Source organism: Nakamurella lactea DSM 19367 (assembly GCF_000426645.1).
Classification (GTDB): Bacteria; Actinomycetota; Actinomycetes; order Mycobacteriales; family Nakamurellaceae; genus Nakamurella; species Nakamurella lactea.
This window is the reverse complement of record NZ_AUFT01000001.1, coordinates 382,245-398,766: the sequence shown is the minus strand read 5'-3', so window position 1 is coordinate 398,766 and position 16,522 is coordinate 382,245. Positions and strand designations below refer to the sequence as shown.

General features: G+C 69.9%; 17 protein-coding genes and 1 tRNA gene. 8 read left to right on the top strand and 10 right to left on the bottom strand.

Annotation, left to right across the window (positions count from 1 at the left end; genetic code table 11):
• Positions 1-37: 37 nt before the first annotated feature.
• The 6 genes from K340_RS0102015 to K340_RS0101990 form a co-directional block, all read right to left on the bottom strand.
• Entirely contained in the window at positions 38-655 is a 618-nt protein-coding gene (locus K340_RS0102015) for an isochorismatase family protein (RefSeq protein ID WP_051264811.1), read from the bottom strand.
• Positions 652-1,983 carry a nicotinate phosphoribosyltransferase gene (locus K340_RS0102010; protein WP_051264810.1) on the bottom strand — a complete coding sequence of 444 codons (1,332 nt, stop codon included), beginning with the start codon at positions 1,981-1,983 and terminating at the stop codon, positions 652-654. The genes K340_RS0102015 and K340_RS0102010 overlap by 4 nt, the downstream gene beginning before the upstream one ends.
• Positions 1,984-2,017: 34 nt before the next feature.
• Positions 2,018-3,913 carry a carbohydrate-binding domain-containing protein gene (locus K340_RS26840; RefSeq protein WP_037362211.1) on the bottom strand — a complete coding sequence of 632 codons (1,896 nt, stop codon included), beginning with the start codon at positions 3,911-3,913 and terminating at the stop codon, positions 2,018-2,020.
• Positions 3,910-4,794 carry a polyphosphate polymerase domain-containing protein gene (locus K340_RS26835; RefSeq protein ID WP_084613925.1) on the bottom strand — a complete coding sequence of 295 codons (885 nt, stop codon included), beginning with the start codon at positions 4,792-4,794 and terminating at the stop codon, positions 3,910-3,912. Before K340_RS26835 ends, K340_RS26840 begins: the two co-directional genes overlap by 4 nt.
• Positions 4,791-5,414: a DUF4956 domain-containing protein gene (locus K340_RS26830; RefSeq protein ID WP_051264807.1), complete on the bottom strand. Its 624-nt coding sequence runs from the start codon at positions 5,412-5,414 to the stop codon at positions 4,791-4,793. Before K340_RS26830 ends, K340_RS26835 begins: the two co-directional genes overlap by 4 nt.
• Positions 5,415-5,526: 112 nt before the next feature.
• Complete coding sequence (locus K340_RS0101990; RefSeq protein WP_245599401.1) at positions 5,527-8,181, bottom strand: MGH1-like glycoside hydrolase domain-containing protein; 2,655 nt, start codon at positions 8,179-8,181, stop codon at positions 5,527-5,529.
• Between the two features lie 57 nt (positions 8,182-8,238).
• Here K340_RS0101990 and clpS point away from each other — a divergent pair, with 57 nt between their 5' ends.
• From clpS to K340_RS0101975, 3 genes are read left to right on the top strand one after another with little or no spacing between them, the layout of a single operon-like run.
• A complete protein-coding gene (gene clpS / locus K340_RS0101985) occupies positions 8,239-8,532 on the top strand; it encodes an ATP-dependent Clp protease adapter ClpS (protein WP_211229212.1) in 294 nt (97 codons plus the stop codon).
• Between the two features lie 2 nt (positions 8,533-8,534).
• Entirely contained in the window at positions 8,535-9,077 is a 543-nt protein-coding gene (locus K340_RS0101980; RefSeq protein ID WP_029135468.1) for a DUF2017 domain-containing protein, read from the top strand.
• A gap of 2 nt (positions 9,078-9,079) precedes the next feature.
• Positions 9,080-10,015: an aminoglycoside phosphotransferase family protein gene (locus K340_RS0101975; protein WP_051264803.1), complete on the top strand. Its 936-nt coding sequence runs from the start codon at positions 9,080-9,082 to the stop codon at positions 10,013-10,015.
• Positions 10,016-10,047: 32 nt separating this feature from the next.
• On the opposite strand, the gene K340_RS0101970 is transcribed toward K340_RS0101975, so the two are convergent.
• Positions 10,048-10,812 (bottom strand): hypothetical protein, encoded by a 765-nt coding sequence (locus tag K340_RS0101970; protein WP_154674019.1) that lies wholly within the window; start codon positions 10,810-10,812, stop codon positions 10,048-10,050.
• 329 nt (positions 10,813-11,141) lie between these two features.
• Here K340_RS0101970 and K340_RS0101960 point away from each other — a divergent pair, with 329 nt between their 5' ends.
• The 4 genes from K340_RS0101960 (at position 11,142) to rdgB (ending at position 14,234) form a co-directional block, all read left to right on the top strand.
• Positions 11,142-11,888, top strand: a complete 747-nt coding sequence (locus tag K340_RS0101960) for a rhomboid family intramembrane serine protease (RefSeq protein ID WP_084613924.1) — start codon at positions 11,142-11,144, stop codon at positions 11,886-11,888.
• A gap of 105 nt (positions 11,889-11,993) precedes the next feature.
• A complete protein-coding gene (gene murI, locus K340_RS0101955) occupies positions 11,994-12,836 on the top strand; it encodes a glutamate racemase (RefSeq protein ID WP_029135463.1) in 843 nt (280 codons plus the stop codon).
• A gap of 10 nt (positions 12,837-12,846) precedes the next feature.
• Positions 12,847-13,614, top strand: coding sequence for a ribonuclease PH (gene rph, locus K340_RS0101950; protein WP_029135462.1), 768 nt, complete (start codon positions 12,847-12,849; stop codon positions 13,612-13,614).
• Complete coding sequence (gene rdgB / locus K340_RS0101945) at positions 13,611-14,234, top strand: RdgB/HAM1 family non-canonical purine NTP pyrophosphatase (protein WP_029135461.1); 624 nt, start codon at positions 13,611-13,613, stop codon at positions 14,232-14,234. Before rph ends, rdgB begins: the two co-directional genes overlap by 4 nt.
• On the opposite strand, the gene K340_RS0101940 is transcribed toward rdgB, so the two are convergent.
• The 3 genes from K340_RS0101940 to K340_RS0101930 form a co-directional block, all read right to left on the bottom strand.
• Complete coding sequence (locus tag K340_RS0101940) at positions 14,224-15,324, bottom strand: NADH-quinone oxidoreductase subunit J (protein ID WP_029135460.1); 1,101 nt, start codon at positions 15,322-15,324, stop codon at positions 14,224-14,226. The genes rdgB and K340_RS0101940 overlap by 11 nt on opposite strands.
• 183 nt (positions 15,325-15,507) lie before the next feature.
• Positions 15,508-15,584 (bottom strand) — tRNA-Leu (locus tag K340_RS0101935).
• A gap of 43 nt (positions 15,585-15,627) precedes the next feature.
• The gene (locus K340_RS0101930; protein ID WP_051264801.1) at positions 15,628-16,128 is read right to left on the bottom strand and encodes a peroxiredoxin; all 501 of its coding nucleotides are present in this window, start codon (positions 16,126-16,128) and stop codon (positions 15,628-15,630) included.
• A gap of 69 nt (positions 16,129-16,197) precedes the next feature.
• Here K340_RS0101930 and K340_RS0101925 point away from each other — a divergent pair, with 69 nt between their 5' ends.
• A complete protein-coding gene (locus K340_RS0101925; protein ID WP_029135458.1) occupies positions 16,198-16,419 on the top strand; it encodes a DUF3618 domain-containing protein in 222 nt (73 codons plus the stop codon).
• The last annotated feature ends 103 nt before the right edge of the window (positions 16,420-16,522 follow it).

Genomic DNA, 16,522 nt, shown 5'->3' with positions numbered 1-16,522 from the left:
GGTGACGGGTCCGGGGGTGACCTTCAGGCGGTGACCATCAGGCGAGGGTGACGCCGGCCTCCCGCATGGCGGCCACCGCTCGTTCGCCGTCACCCGGCTCCAGCTCGACGAACCGGGTCAGCGCGAGTGGAACCGTGACCTGGTAGCCGATCTCGGCACCGTCGATCGCGGTGGCCTTCACACACCAGTCGCCGGCCAGCCCCACCACCACGATCTTGCGCACCCCGTCCCGATCCAGCAGAGTCTGCAGCTCGGTGCCCTTGCGCTCGCCGGTCGGAATGTCCAATACAGAGAACCCCGAGTAGCCGTCCTCCGGGCCGGACCCCTTGCGCACCACATGTTCCGGCTGTTCGCCGGCGGGCAGCAGACCGGGCACCAGGTCGGCGCCAGGCGTGCCCATTACGCAGTGCACCGGCCAAATGCCGCCGTCGATCGCGAAATGCGGTGTGTGCTCCGGATGCCAGTCCTGGGTGAACACCACGGTGGCGCCGGCGGCCTTGGCCGCGGCGATCTCGGCCGCTATCGGGGCGATCGTCTGTTCGCCGCCATCGACGTACAACGAGCCGGCCGGATCGGCGAAGTCGCGCTGCATGTCGACCACGATCAGCGCGTCGGCGCCGGAATAGCCGGTGTCGGCGCGGCCGGTCGCCGTCATGACGCGTGGCCCGGCAGCAGGAACGTGGTGGGGATCGCCGGATCGCCCTTGGACAGTTTCAGCCCCTCCCAGGGCAGGGTGATCAACGCCCGCTTCAGGTGCCGGCGGGACTCCACCAGATTCGGCAGGCCGTCTACCCGGTCGCCGGCCCGCACCAGTGGTACGTGCAGCGGCAGGTCGTGACCGTCGTCCGCGGGCTCCCGGCCGTACAGGTACACCACTTCCTCGGTGGCCGTCCCGGTCGACCGGTGCCGTCGCAGTGCCGACTTCCGGCCGCCCATCGAAGCCTTGTTCTCGCTGCGCTTCTCCACCGGACGGCCGTCCACCTCGACCAGCTTGTAGACCATGCCGGCGGTGGGTGCCCCCGATCCGGTCACCACCGACGTTCCTACGCCGTACACGTCGACCGGCTCGGCCCGCAGCGCGGCGATCGCGTACTCGTCCAGATCGCCGGACAGCACGATGCGGGTCTGCTTGGCGCCCAACGCATCCAGTTGGTCCCGCGCCGACCGGGCCAGCACGCCGAGATCGCCGGAGTCGATCCGGATCGCGCCCAGGGAGCTCCCGGCGGCCTTGATCGCGTTCGCGATGCCCTTGGTGATGTCGTAGGTGTCGACCAGCAACGTGGTGCCGGTGCCGAGCGAGGCGACCTGAGCGGCAAAGGCCTGCTCCTCGGTGTCGTGCAGCAAGGTGAAGGAGTGGGCGGCGGTCCCGCCGGTCGGGATGCCGTACCGCCGCCCTGCCTCCAGGTTCGAGGTGGAGTCGAAGCCGGCCAGGTAGGCCGCCCTGGCGCTGGCCACCGCGGCCTCCTCGTGCGCCCGCCGGGAGCCCATCTCGATCAGCGTCCGGTCGCCGGCCGAGCTGGACATCCGGGCGGCGGCGGCGGCGATCGCGCAGTCGTGGTTGAACACCGACAGCGCCAACGTCTCCAGAATGACGGCCGCCGCGAAGCTGCCGGTCACCGACAGCACCGGGCTGCCGGGGAAGAACAACTCGCCTTCCGGATAGCCGACGATGTCGCCGTCGAAGCGGTAGTCGGCCAGGTAGTCGAGGGTGCGGCGATCCAGCACCGGCTCGAGTCGGGCGAGCTCGGCGTCACCGAAGACGAACGCGTCCAGCGCGTCCAGGAACCGGCCGGTGCCGGCCACCACGCCGTAGCGTCGGCCGCCCGGCAGCCGCCGGGCGAACAGTTCGAAACTGCACACCCGGTCGGCGGTGCCGTCGGCCAGCGCGGCCTGCAGCATGGTGAGCTCGTAGTGATCGGTGAGCAGGGCGGTCGAACCGGGAACGACGGCGGACCCGGGAACCGTGGTGGACGGCTGCGTCATGGCGGCAAGCGTAGAGCCTACGGCCGGCCCGGGCTCAGCCGGTCGGCTGAGCCGGGTCGGTCGGTGGCACTTGATCGGTGGGCGGTTCGCCGCCCATCCCACCGCCGGGACCGCCCATCCCACCGCCGCGACCGCCCATCCCGCCCTGCGCCTGCTGGGTGGCGGTGGCAGTGGCCAGCTTGCTGCCCCCGGTGGTCGACCCGCCGGCAGCGAGCCCGCCGATGTCGGAGCCGGAGGCGGTGCCGCCGGTGTACACGGCGTACTCGGTGCCGTCGGTGATGTCGGGGGAGGAGAACACCAGCGACTGGCTCTCCTTGGAGGTGGTGAACGTGGCGACCGCCGCGCCGTCCGGGCCGACGAGTTGCACAACGGTCCCGCCGGGAACCGACGACTCCAGGGTGGCCGACACCACGGCCTGGGAACCGGATCCCTGTGGGGAGACCGCCATTCCGGCGCTGCCGGCCGCGGCCAGCGTGCCGCCGGCGATGGTGAAGGTGCCGTTCACGTCGAGCGCGCCGTTGCCTCCGTTGGTCGGCCCGTTCACCACTACGGTGCCGCCGGTGATGGTCGCATCGCCGTTGGAATCGAGGCCGTCACCCTCGGAGTTGAGCACGACGGTCCCACCGCTGATCGTCACCAGCAGTCCGTCGATGGCCTGGTCGCCGCCACCTCCCATGCCGCCGCCGGCGGCATCCGCCGAGCCGGACCCGTCCGAGACGTTCAGCGCGTCGTCCGACGAGGTGACGTCCACCTCACCCTCGGCGACGGTGATCAGAGCGCTCTCCAGTCCCTCGTTGGATGCCGAGACCGTCAGCTCCCCGCCGTCGATCAGCAGCTCCGCGTCGGCATGGACGGCGTCGTCGCCGGTTGCCAGCGTGACGGTGCCCCCGCCCAGGTGCACCGAGCCGGCCGAGTTGATCGCGTCGTCGGCGGCATCGACGGTCACGGTGCCACCGGCGATGCCGATGTAGTTCTCGGCGCTGATCCCCTTCGGTGACGCGTCGTCTGCCACGGTGGCCGAATGGCCGCCGCCGGTGGTGATCTTCAGGGTGCCGCCGGTGATCGCCACGTCGGTCTGCGCGTCGATCCCGTCGTCGCCGGCGGTCACCGTGACGCTTCCGCCGGCGATCCAGACGTACCCGCGATCGGTGTCGGTGTCGTTGTCTGCCTTGAGCCCGTCGCCGCCGCCGGTGGCGCTGACGGTGCCGCCGTTGATCACCAGGTGATCCTTGCCGCGGATCGCGTCGTCGGCGGCCTTCACGGTGATCGTGCCCGACTCGATCACCAACCCGTCCTTGCTGGCGATGCCGTCGTTACCGTTGCCGGACACCGACAACGAGCCGGTGCCGCCGATGGTGAGGTCCGCCGACGAGAAGAGCGCCGCGTTCACATCTGCGTCCTCGGCGTAGCTGTCGGTGTCGCTGAGAGCATTCTCGGAACCATCGGCCAGGATCACCGCTGCCTGCTCGGCCGAGGTAATGGCGATCGCCGCGGAAGTGCTGCTGGCGATATCGACGCCGTCCAGGACCAGGCGCACCGCGTCGGCATCGGCGGTATCGACGACGATCTGGCCGTCGGTCAACGTGCCCTTCAGCAGGTAGGTACCGGCCTTGGTGATAGTGACGGTGGACCCGTCGATGGTGACGCCGTCGTCGTCGGAGGAGGCGGTGCTCCCGCTCAGCGTGATGCTCACGGTATCCGTTGCGTCGTAGTCGGTGTCGACGGGTTCCGGCGATTCGTCGTCCGCCAGCACGTCGGTGGGGGCCGCCGCCGCCGCCAGGGTGGTCGCGGTGGCCGTCGCTGCGGCAGATCCGGAACCAGAAGCGGCTGCTGCCGTCCCGGTGTCACCGCCGGCCGAGCATCCGGCCACGGCGAGAACCGTCGCTGCGGACGCCGCGACCAGTGCGCGGCGTAGACGGGTGACATTCATCGGATGCTCCTTGATTCAGTGACAGTGGTTGATGCGGTGACAGTGGTTGATGCGGTGACAGTGGTTGATGCGGTGACAGTGGTTGATGCGGTGGGGATGGTCGGCGGGTGCTGGATCAGCGCGGGTCGCACCCGGGCCAGGACGCGATGCCACTTGTTCGCCGGTAGCCCCGGGTGCAGTACCGCCATGCCGGTGCCGTATTTCGAGATCCGGGTCGGCCGATGGCCGGCCGCCCAGAGCAGCCGGTCGAAGCTCGATGCCCGGCCGCCCGATTTCGTCTCGACCACCACCAGGTCGGTGACGCCGACGCGCCGGCCGTCCGGGCCGATCCAGGTCAGGTCGTGATCGATGGTCGCCCTGGCGCCGTTGTCCGGCAGATACAGAGTGCTTCTGTGGTAAGACGTCTGCAATGTCGGCAGCAGGGCGATGGCATCCCGTTCGCGGACGCCGGCGTCGGCCAGCTGGTGTCCGACGTATTCCACGGCGTCGGAGGTGAGAGACTCCGCCGCGTCCATCGGGTGTTCGATGCGGTTCTTGACCGTCGCTCCGCGCCCGCCACGGGTCTTCACCTCCAGGAAGCACTGCGCCGTGTCGTCATATCGCCGGGTCCGGACCTTGAACCGGCGTCGCCGCCGCTGTGCGGTATGCCGGTAGCTGCGCAGGTCCGGCGTGTCGAAGTAGGTCGACAAGTAGGTCGACCGGCGATTCCCGTCGATGTCCAGCACCCGTGCTGCGCCGGCGACGTTGGTCAATACGGTGTCCACCACCGATGCCGGTACCAGGTACTTGCGGTCGACCCGGGTCTGCAGGCCGGCGATTTCGGCGATCTCGGCCAGGTCGATCGGTGCCAGTCCAGCCAGCAGGTCGCTATCGGTGGTCACGACGCGAGTCCGTCCCAGCTCTGCCGACGCTCCGCCGGGGCCGTTTGCCGGGTGGCCGGAATGCCGTGCGGCGAGCGCACATCGGACGTCCGCCGATAGCGGACGTCGACGGTCGTGGTGTCGTTCACCAGGTCGAGCCGCTGCACCGTCAGGCTGGCAACGGTGCCGCCGAGCAACTCCGACAGGTACGCCGCCAGCTCCTGTTCGTCGGCGATCGCGCGGTCGCAGATCACCACCTGCTGCCGATACTGCCGCAGCAGCCGCGGGTGATCCCCGACGTACATCACCGCAACGATCAGCGCGATCAGCAGCAGCGGCAACCAATCTGCGCTGCCGAACCCGGCCAGCAGGCCGATGGTCAGGGCGGCGAAGTAGTAGGCGACCTCATGCTGCGCGATCTCCGAGGAGCGCAGCCGGATGATCGAGAGCACTCCGAACAGACCGAGTCCGAGGCCGGCGCCGACCCCGCTGTCGGCGAGCACCTGCGTCACCGCGAGTACTCCGACGTTCACGCAGAGGTAGGAGACCACCAGGTCCCGACGGCGGTGGCGGCGGAAGTAGACGGCGATCAACAGGGCGATCGCCACGATGTCGAGCGCGAGCAGAAGCGCAAAGTTCACGGGGTGTTCCTTTCGGGTTCGTCCCGATTCCACCCGAGGAACCTTGGTGCCCGCTGTGCGCCGGTTGTGACGCCGGACAGACTCGGCGGGACCCGGGTCCCGCCGCCGGCAGTCAGTCCAGGCGCCGCAGGATCAGGGTCGCCACCAGCGCGGTCCAGCCGGTCTGGTGACTGGCGCCAAGGCCGAAACCGGTCTCGGCATCGAAGTATTCGTTGAACATCACGTCCTGCTGCCACGGCAGTCCGGCCTGGCAGGGCCGAATCCCGTTGTCACCGGGCAGGAACAGCCCGATCAGGCGGTCGGAGAGCTCGTCCGCGACCTGGCCGAGGGACAGAATTCTTCCGGATCCGGTCGGCAGTTCCACCGCGACGGTCTCGACCACCTGCTCGCCGTACCGGCGAAGGGCACTGATCAGCAGGACGTTGATCGGGAACCAGATCGGCCCCCGCCAGTTCGAGTTGCCGCCGAACATCCCAGAGCGCGATTCGGCGGGCTCGTAGTCGACGGAGTAGTGGGTTCCGCCGATGTCGATGCCGGCCGGATGCTCGCGGTGCACGGCGGACAGGCTGCGGATGCCGAACGGAGACAGGAACTCGCTGGTGTCCAACATGATCCGCAGTACCGCGGGCAGCCGGTCGGGGTCACACAGGGCCAGCAGGCCGGGTTGTTCGGCCCGGTCGAAGTGGATGGCCTCGGCGCTCTCCGGTCGTTCCTTCAGCAGCCAGGCGAGCCGATCGGCCAGGCCGGGCATCGCCTGCGCGACCTGTTCGGAGATCCGGCTCACCGCGAGGATCGGGATCAACCCGACCAGGGAGCGGACCGGGACCCGCTGGGTGCTGCCGTCCGGCCGGCGGATCAGGTCGTAGTAGAACCCGTCTTCGTCATCCCAGAGGCCCAGATCGTTGGCGGCGTCGGCGATCAGGCAGAAATGTTCGAGGAACTTGGTGGCCAGGTCGTCGTAGGTGTGGTCGTCCCGGGACAGCGCGATCGCGATGTTCAGCAGATCCAGACAGTACATGGCCATCCAGGCCGTGCCGTCGCTCTGTTCGAGCACCGCGCCACCGGGCAGCAGCGCCGAACGATCGAACGGTCCGATGTTGTCCAGCCCAAGAAAGCCGCCCTCGAACAGGTTGTTGCCCTCCGGGTCTTCCCGGTTCACCCACCAGGTGAAGTTGATCAGCAGCTTGTGCATCACCCGCTCCAGGAACACCTGGTCGCGTTCGCCGTCGATCCGGAAGATCTGCAGGGCAGCCCAGGCCTGCACCGGCGGATTGACGTCGGAGAAGTTCCATTCGTACGCGGGAATCTGGCCGTTCGGGTGCTGATACCACTCGTGCAGCAGCAACAGCAGCTGCGATTTGGCCAGTTCGGGGTCGACGGCGGCCAGCGCCACACACTGCAGCGCCAGATCCCAACTGGCGAACCACGGGTACTCCCACGGGTCGGGCATCAGGATGAGATCGTCGGCCACCAGGGTGCGCCAGTGCGAGTTTCGCCCGGTGGCGTGGCCGGGGGCCGGTGGTGGCTGCGCCGGGTCGCCGGCCAACCAGGTCCGCACGTCGTACGGGTAATACTGCTTGCTGGTCAGCAGGCCGGCCAGGGCCTGCCGACCGATGTGCGCCTGCGCGTCGTCCACCACTCCGGCGAACACGCTGCGCCAGAACGCATCCGACTCCGTGCTGCGTCGGTGCAGTAGGGCCGGCAGTTCGGCGAGGTCCCCGGGCTGGTCGTCGCCGGTCAGTCGGACGGTGACGGTCCGACTCTCGCCCGCCGGGATGTCCAGCACGTGGTGCATCGCCGCCTTGGTGCCGTGCAGTTCCGGGTTCACCGTATCGGCACCGGTAACCACCCGGTCGTTGATGCCGTCCTTCGGGAACCGGGTCGCCGGAGCCCCACCGAAGGTGGCGCCGTCGCCCGCTCCGTACAACTTCCGGACGTTGGTCTCGTTCTCGCAGAACAACAATGACGGAGCCGCCGCACCGTCGGCGGCCGAGACCATGGTCAGCTCGCCGAGCCCGGGATGATGACCGCGGACCATCCCGTCCTGGGCGAACAGCCGGGGTCGAACCGTCTCGCTCGGCCCCCACGACCAGGTATTGCGGAACCACAGAGTGGGCAGCACGTGCACGGTGGCGGCGTGGTCCGAGCGGTTCTGCACGGTGATCGACAGGCAGATGTCCCGCGGGCCGGCCTTGGCCCAGTCGCAGGTCACCATCGCGTACTCGTCTCCGGCGAACACACCGGTGTCGATCAGCTCGTACTCCGGCTGGGTCCGGTCGCGGGATGCGTTGCCGGCCACCAGGTCCTGGTACGGGAACGCCGACAGTGGATAGGCATACCGGGTGCGCTGGAACGAGTGCGTCGGAGTGTTGTCGACGTACCAGAAGTACTCCTTGACGTCCTCGCCGTGATTGCCCTGCTGGTTCGACAGGCCGAACGCCCGCTCCTTGAGGATCGGGTCGATCCCGTTCCACAGGGCCACCCCGAGACACACCAGCTGCTTCGCGTCCGACCAGGCCATCAGGCCGTCCTCGTTCCACCGGTAGCAGCGGGACACCGCCTGGTCGAAGGGGAACGACGCCCAGGCGTCACCGTTGTCGGAATAGTCCTCGCGGACGCTGCCCCAGGCGCGCTCGGCGACGTACGGGCCCCACTCGCGCCAGGCGTGCGTGCCGGCGTCCGCCTGGGCCAGCCGACGGCGCTCCGCGTCGGCGGGGGCGTTGCCGCTGTGCGTCACGCTTGTCTGCGTCACACCGGTCTGCGTCACACCCGTCATTGTGCGCACCCGGCGGGCCGGCCGCTGGTCGCATGACACACTGGAAGGGTGATCAGTAGTGCCCCGGCCGTCGAACACGCTGAGATCTCCGATGAGGTCGCGCAGTCCGACCCGCCCTGGGTGACCATCGTCTGGAACGACCCGGTCAACCTGATGTCGTACGTCACCCACGTGTTCATCACGGTGCTCGGACACCCGAAGACCAAGGCGGAGAAGCTGATGCTCGACGTCCACCACAAGGGCAAGGCCCTGGTGTCCTCGGGCACCAGGGAGAAGGTGGAGGCCGACGTCGCCAAGCTGCAGGCGGCCGGGCTCTGGGCGACCATGCAGCAGGATCACTGAGCGTGCACGGATTTCGCCGCAGATTCGCCAAGGTCACCGCCACCCTGGAGCCGATGGAGGCGACGCTGATCGCCGACCTGGTCGACCAGGTCCGGCAACTGCTCGCCCAGCGCCGGCAGGACCGACCACAGGATCCGCTGGCGCAGCTCACCGGGATCACCGTCGGCCCGGCGGATACCCCGGACGATCCCGCGCTGGCCAGGCTGCTGCCGGATTTCCACGCCGAGGACGCCGAACTGTCGGCCGGACTGCGGCAGTTGCGCGAGCCGGAGCTGATCGAGGCGAAGGACACCGCGGCCAGGACGCTGCTGGACACCCTGCCGCCGGGCGGCGGCACCGTCCGGTTGGACGAGGCGCAGGCGAACGCGTGGATGACGGCGCTCAACGACGTCCGGCTGGCGATGGCCGAACGGCTGCAGATCACCGATGACGACGAGCCGGCCGCCGTCCGGGCGGATCCCGACGGCCCGGCAGCCGCCATGTACGCGACCTACCGGTGGCTGTCGGCGGTACTGGACTCACTGGTCGCCGCGACGATGGACTGAGCGTGCTCAGCCCGAGCGACGCCGCGGCCCTGGTTCCGGAGTCCTATCGCATCCAGCTGGCCGGCCGCCGGCCGACCGGACCGGCGGCGATCGCCGTCAGCGGCGCCGACTGGCTGCGCCGGCTGCCGGCCGCGGTCGCCGGGTTGCTGCAGGACTGGGAGCTCACGGTGACCGGGCCGGCCAGGCACGGCGTCGCGGCCCTGGTGCTACCGGTCCGGGCGCGGACCGGTCCGGCGATGCTGAAGGTGATCTGGCCGCATCCGGAGGCGACCACCGAGCATCTGGCGCTGCGGCGCTGGAACGGCATCGGCGCGGTCCGGCTGCTGGCCGCCGATCCCGGCCGGTGGGCGATGCTGTTGGAGCCGGCGGACCCGGACCGCGACCTGCGCGGCGAACCGATCTTCCAGGCCTGCGAGGCCATCGGTGCGCTGCTGCGGACCCTGGCGGTGCCGGCGATGCCGCAGTTGCCGAACCTGTCGGACACCGCCGCCCGGTACGCCGAGGACCTCGTGGGGTTCCGGGCGATCCCGCAGCGGTTGGTCGAGCAGGCCCGAAGCCTGTGCGGTGAGCTGGTTCTCGACCCGGCCGTCGACGCGACAGTGCTGCATACCGACCTGCATTTCGAGAACGTGCTGCGTGCGGTGCGTCCCGGCGACCCATGGGTGGCGATCGATCCGCAGGCGCAGAACGCCGAGCCGGCATTCGGGGTGGCGCCGGCATTGTGGAACCGCTGGGACGAGTCGCTGTCCGCCCATTCGACCCGCCTGCACCTGCGGGCCAGGGTGGACGCGGTCTGCGAGCCGGCCGGCATCGACACCGAACGGGCCTACGGCTGGACGATCGTGCGGGAGGTGATGAACGCGCTGTGGGCAACTCAGGACGGCGACCCGGCTCGCGTCACCCAGGCAGTCACCATCATCAAGGCAATGCAGGGCTGACGGCGCGGAAGGCCGCCGATCGGGGACACCGGTCAGCGCTCGGCCACCGCGTCCGGATGTGGCGCGGAGAGTTCGACCGGTTCGTCGAAGTCCTGCCAGTCGATGGTCACCTCGGCGACCCAATAGGTCACGTCGTACTTCTCGGCCAGCCGCACCACTCGTTGGTCCTCGTCGAGCCACACGGTGACCGATTGCGTGCTCCCGCCGACCTTGTCCGCCCAGGTGTAGGCATCGCCGCCGGAGGCAGCCAGCAGCGTCTTGACGTCGACGTCGACCTCGAAGCGCCGCACACTGGTGCCGCGGATGGTGTCGGTGCCGGCCGGGGTGACCTCGACCGCCGCGTCGGCGATGAGCAGCGGCCGGTCCGCCGCGGTGAATTCGAAGCTGCGATCCAACTTGCGGGCGGCCTGTTTGACCACTTTCCTGGTCGAGCCGGTGAGCTCGAGCCACTCGGCCGTCGATGGCGTCGCCTGCAGCTGGGTGAGAACCTTCTCGCCGCCGATGAAGGACCGGTCGTCGACCGCCAGCAGCTTCATCGGCGCCGTGCTGCCCACCGACGTCACCTTCAGGTCCAGTTGCAGCGCGGTGCGCCGGCCGTCGTCCATGGTCGCCGAGAAGGTGCCGCGGGAGTGCACCGGGCCGGCCTTCATCGACAGCGAGCCCCCGACGGTCGACACCGCCGACCAGCCCGCGATGACCTGCTGCCGGAATTTCTCGGCCGCGGCCGACCGGTCGGGCGGCGCGGCTGTGGTGCTGCTGGGAGCCGTGGACGCCGGCGTCGACGATGCTGCGGTCACCGACCCACCGGTGCCACCCGGGGACGCATCCGGCCCGGACGACTCGCCGCAGCCGGTCAGCACCAGCCATCCGGTGACCAACGCAGGCACAGCCCGCAGGCCGCGCTGCCGGATCCGATGCCGGAACCGGTGACGGGGCGGCCGAACCGATTGCCGTTGATCGTGCACAGTGACCTCCGAAAACACAGGGACCCCGGAAACACAGCCGAGCGGCGGTGATCGCCAGCATGCCATGCCCGATTCGCGCGGTATGCCGCTTCCACTCAATCAGGGTTGTTTCAGGGTCGGAACTCCCGACTGCTCGTGGACCACCGCCGTACGCTGGTTGTATGAGCGCCCCAACGCCCTCGTCCAGTTCCTTCGGATCCAGCGGGTCCGGCGACTACAACCTGCCGGCGCTGAATGTGCCGTCGGTGCCGGCCACCAGCAGTGGTGGCAAGCCGGCGAAGAAGCGCACGCTGCTGCCGGAGAAGATGCGGCCGGCGATGTTCACCCTCGGCGGCTTCGCGCTGCTGCTGGTGATCATCCAGGCCGTCAACTCGCTGGCGCCGTCCCTCGACCTCAACGAGAAGTTCGGGCTGATCTCCCGTCGGGTGTCCGGGCTGGACGGCATCATCCTGGCGCCGCTGCTGCACGGCAGCTGGGGACATCTGCTGGCGAACCTGGTGCCGCTGCTGATCTTCGGCCTGCTGTTGTTCGTCGGCGGGGTACGCCAGTTCGTCGTCGTCACCGTGCTCGTCTGGCTGGTCTCCGGGATCGGCGTCTGGGTCTTCGGGCCGAGCAACACGGTGACGATCGGCGCCTCCGGCATCGTTTTCGGTTGGCTGGCCTACCTGGTGGCCCGCGGCATCTTCACCCGCAACATCGGACAGATCCTGATCGGCGCCGTGCTGTTGTTCATCTGGGGCAGCCTGTTCCTGGGCATCTTCACCACGGCGATCAAGGACGTGGTCGGCTCCACCGGCATCTCCTGGCAGGCACACCTGTTCGGCGCCCTCGGCGGTGTGCTGGCCGCGTTCCTGGTGGCCAGGGCTGACGGGGGGCGACAGCAAGTGAGGACACGAGCGTCCGAGTGACGAAGGAGCGAGGAGCGAGGCCCGGAGCGCGCGCGGACCCGCCCCATGGGCACGGACCGGTCGGCAAGAAGAAGCAGGTCGCGGCCTGACGGTAGCGTCGGCGGGGTGAGCCAGCACCCGTCAGCCCCGATCGGCATCTTCGATTCCGGGGTCGGCGGGCTGACGGTGGCCAGGGCGGTGATCGACCAGCTGCCCTTCGAGAGTGTCCGCTACGTCGGCGATACCGCCAACGCGCCGTACGGTCCTCGACCGGCCGAGCAGATCCGCGAGCTGGCGCTCGCGGTGGCCGACACGCTGGTCGCTTCCGGCGTCAAGATGCTGGTGATCGCCTGCAACTCGGCGGCAGCCGCCGGCGTGCACGAGCTGGCCGCCCGCCGCTACGACATCCCGGTGCTCGAAGTGATCACCCCCGCGGTCCGCCGGGCGCTGGCCGTCACCCACACCCGCCAGGTCGGGGTGATCGGCACGTCCGCGACCGTCGACTCCGGTGCCTACCCGCGGACCTTCGGCGCGCTCGCCGATCACGGGGTCGCGGTGCATCAGCAAGCCTGCCCGAGCTTCGTCGACTTCGTGGAACGTGGCATCACCGCCGGCCGGCAGATCACCGGGCTGGCCCAGGCGTACCTGGACCCCTTGCAGTCGGCGGACATCGACACCCTGGTGTTGGGCTGCACCCACTACCCGCTGCTCACCGGGGTACTGCAGTGGGTGATGGGGGACCGGGTCACGCTGGTGTCCAGCGCCGAGGAGACGGCCAAGGACGTGCTGCGGGTGCTCACCGAGCTGGACGCGTTGGCGCCGGCCGGCAGCCGCGACGGGAGCATCGGGGCCGGCCGGCACGAGTTCGGGGCCACCGGCGACCCGGTCGCCTTCGCGGCGCTCGGCAGCAGGTTCCTCGGACCGGAGATCGACGGAGCCGGGCACGGCCGGAACCCGGCCGCCCAGTAGGTTCGTCGGTATGACGACAGCTGAGCGGTCCGCGGGTCGCACCGACGGACGGGCCGATGACGAACTACGGCCGATCACCATCACCAGGGGCTTCCAGCAGCATCCGGCCGGCTCGGTGCTGATCGAGTTCGGTGGCACCAAGGTGCTCTGCGCCGCGTCGGTGACACGGGGCGTTCCGCGCTGGCGCAAGGGTTCCGGGCTCGGCTGGCTGACGGCCGAGTACGCGATGCTGCCTTCGTCCACCCATGAGCGCAGCGACCGGGAATCGGTCAAGGGCCGGGTCGGCGGGCGCACCCACGAGATCTCCCGGCTGATCGGCCGGTCGCTGCGGGCCTGTATCGACCTGGCCGCGCTCGGTGAGAACACCATCGCCCTGGACTGCGACGTGCTGCAGGCCGACGGCGGCACCAGGACGGCCGCGATCACCGGCGCCTACGTCGCGCTGGCCGATGCCGTGCACTATCTGCGGGAGACCGGCGGCTTGGCCGACCCGCAGCCGCTGAGCTGCATGGTCGCGGCGGTCTCGGTCGGCGTGGTCGGCGGCAAGGTCCGGCTCGATCTGCCGTACGAGGAGGATTCCCGGGCCGAGGTCGACATGAACGTGGTGGCCACCGACGCCGGCACCCTGGTCGAGATCCAGGGCACCGCCGAGGGCGCCACCTTCCCGCGCCGCACCCTTGACTCCATGCTGGACGTGGCGATGGCCGGCATCGAACGGCTCACCGGCTTCCAGACCGAAGCGCTGGCCGAGCCCTACCCGCGGACCATCGAGAAGTGACCACCGGCACCGGCCGGGTGCTGTTGGCCACCAGGAATGCGAAGAAGCTGACGGAGTTGCGGCGGATCCTCGGACCGCAGGTCACGGTGCTCGGCCTCGCCGACGTCCCGGACTTCCCGGAAGAGCCGGAGACCGGCGCCACGTTCGCGGAGAACGCGATCGACAAGGCCGTGCAGGCCGCTGCCGCCACCGGCGAGATCTCGCTGGCCGACGACTCCGGGCTCTCGGTCGACGCGCTGAACGGCATGCCCGGTGTGCTCTCGGCGCGCTGGTCAGGTCGGCACGGCGATGACGCGGCCAATCTCGCCCTGCTGCTGGGGCAACTGCACGACGTGCCGGACGAGCGCCGTGGCGCCGAGTTCGTCTGCGCGCTGGCGCTGGCCGTGCCGGGCGCCGAACCGCTCGTCGAACACGGCCGCTGGCGCGGGCGGATCGTGCGGGAGCCACTGGGCCACAACGGCTTCGGCTACGACCCGGTGTTCGTTCCGGTCGAGTACGACGACCCGGCACGGACCAGCGCGGAACTCGAGCCGGCGGCGAAGGACGCGCTGTCGCACCGGGGAAGGGCGATCGGCGCGATGCTGCCGACCCTGCGCCGGGTGCTCGGCATCAGCGGTTAACGATCCGATCGACAACCCCGTGCTCGGCACTGCGCCGGGCGAGGTGGGCGCCGATGCCGGCCAGCAGCAGGGCGAACCCGGCGAGCATGCCCCACTGCAGCAGGATCTCGGCCGCCTTGGTGGTGCCGAATATCGAGTTCGACCAGTCCGCATAGGTGCGCTGCAGCGAGTCGGAGAAGATCGCGATCCCGACGCCGATCACCAAGATGATGCCGGGGAACCACCCCGCGGCCGGCGCCCAACCGGACAACAACGCCGGGACCGCGAGCACCAGCGCGATGCCGATCAGGGCCAGCTGGTGCCCGGTGCCGGTGGCCACGGTGCCGGTGGCGCTCTTGAACACCACCGCGTACAGCGCAGCGGCACCGGCCACGAAGATCAGGCCGAGCAACGCACCGAGCAGGTTCTGCCCGATCCGGCTCTTGGCGGGGGCGAGTTCGACCCGGCTGGACTGCACCGCCTGTGGGGAGAAGAACCCGGTGGACGCCGAACCGTAGGCAGCCGGCGGTCCCTGCTGGGCGCCTGGGTCGTAGCCGGCCGGCCCCGCCGGACCCGGTCCCATCGGACCACCCGGGGGCTGGCCCTCGGGTGCTGCGCTGTAGGCCGGCGCCGGTCGATAGCCAGGCTGATCGTCCTGGCCGGCGCCGAACGGCGCGTCCTTCGGCGCGTCGTACGCCCCGGGGGTAGCGCCGAACTGGCGGGTGGCGTCGTCCGTCGAACTGTCGTGCCACTGGGTGGGAGGCAGATCGGTGGTCGGCGGGGTGTCGGTCCGCTGGGCGGCCTCGGCGATCTCCGGATCCCGGGTCACCGGGTATCCCTGACCCTGCGGTTCGGGAGTACCGGAACCGCCGGCGGGCACCGAATCGGCCTGGTCGCTCGCGGCGGACCGGTAGTCCTGGCTGGTCGGATAGGGGCTCTCGGCGTCATCGGCGCGCTGGGCGGCGGCCGTCGCGAGCTCGTCGCGCGAGACAACGGTGGTGGGTTGGTCGTCGCCGGCATCGGCGTCGTCGCCCTGGCGCTGGTTGAGGTCCTGGCCACGCTGCCACGGCGTGCTGCCGTCCTGCGGGTGGTGCTGATCGGGTCCGGTCATCTCATCTCACCTCTGGGTCGGGGTCGGGTCGAACGGTCCGGTCTCGGATGCTCCTGGCGCCCGGTTCACGGGGTCAGTTGGCTCACACAGTGCCCACCCGGGCGCCGGATCAACCAATCGGCATGCGCTCAGCACGCTACGTCATCGGCGCGCGGATCATCGGGACGTGCGGCGGCCGGGTAGTGGTGGGGCCGACGAGAGTCGAACTCGCACTGGCACGGACCTAAACCGTGTGCCTCTGCCAATTGGGCTACGGCCCCGTCGCAGATCCTAAGGGGTCGCCGGTGGCGACGGACCCGCCGCTCAGCCGCCGACGCCGACCGCAGCCAGCACCCGGCCGACGTGGCCCTTGGCGCGGACGTTGCGCATGGTCTCGGCGATCCGCCCGTCCGGACCGATGATGAAGGTCGACCTGATCACGCCCTGAACGGTGCGGCCGTAGTTCTGCTTCTCGCCGTAGGCGCCGTAGGCCGTCAGTACGGTGCGGTCGCTGTCCGAGAGCAGGACGAGGTCGAGGTTCTCGTCGCGGGCGAACTTGGCCAGCTTCTCCGGCGGGTCGGGGGACAGCCCGACCACCGCGTAACCGGCGGTGTCCAGTTCGGGGCTCGCCGCCGAGAACTCGTTGGCCTCGACCGTGCAGCCGGGAGTGCCGGCCGCCGGATAGCAGAACAGGATCACCGATCGGCCGGCGAAGTCGGCCAGCCGGACCGTCCGGCCGTTGGCGTCCGGCAGGCTGAAATCGGGCGCCGGGTCGCCGACGGACAGCGCAGCGGGCAGGGGAGCGGGAGAACTCGACGCGGTCATGACGCTAGGGTAGTGAACCGTGGCCGACGGACCCATCGGCCGTACCCAGCATCGACAGCGGGAGGCACCGTGGCGCGCGACGTCGACACGATCCAGGCCGAGATCGAGCGGGCGCGGGACGCGCTCGCGGTGGCGGTCGACGAGATCAGCGACCGGGCCAATCCCAAGGCCGTCGTCGCCCGAGGCAAGCAGACGATCCGCACCACGCTGGACGATCCGAAGGTCAAGTACCCGCTGATCGGGGTGGGCGTGTTGATCGTGGCGCTGATCATCCGCAAGATCTTCAGCTGAGCCCTGGCCCGACCGCAGACGCACGTATCCTCGAAGGGCCGGGACCCGACCGGCGACCGGCGGCTGTCTCCTGTCGCCGGAGTCGAGACCTCGAGGATCCCTT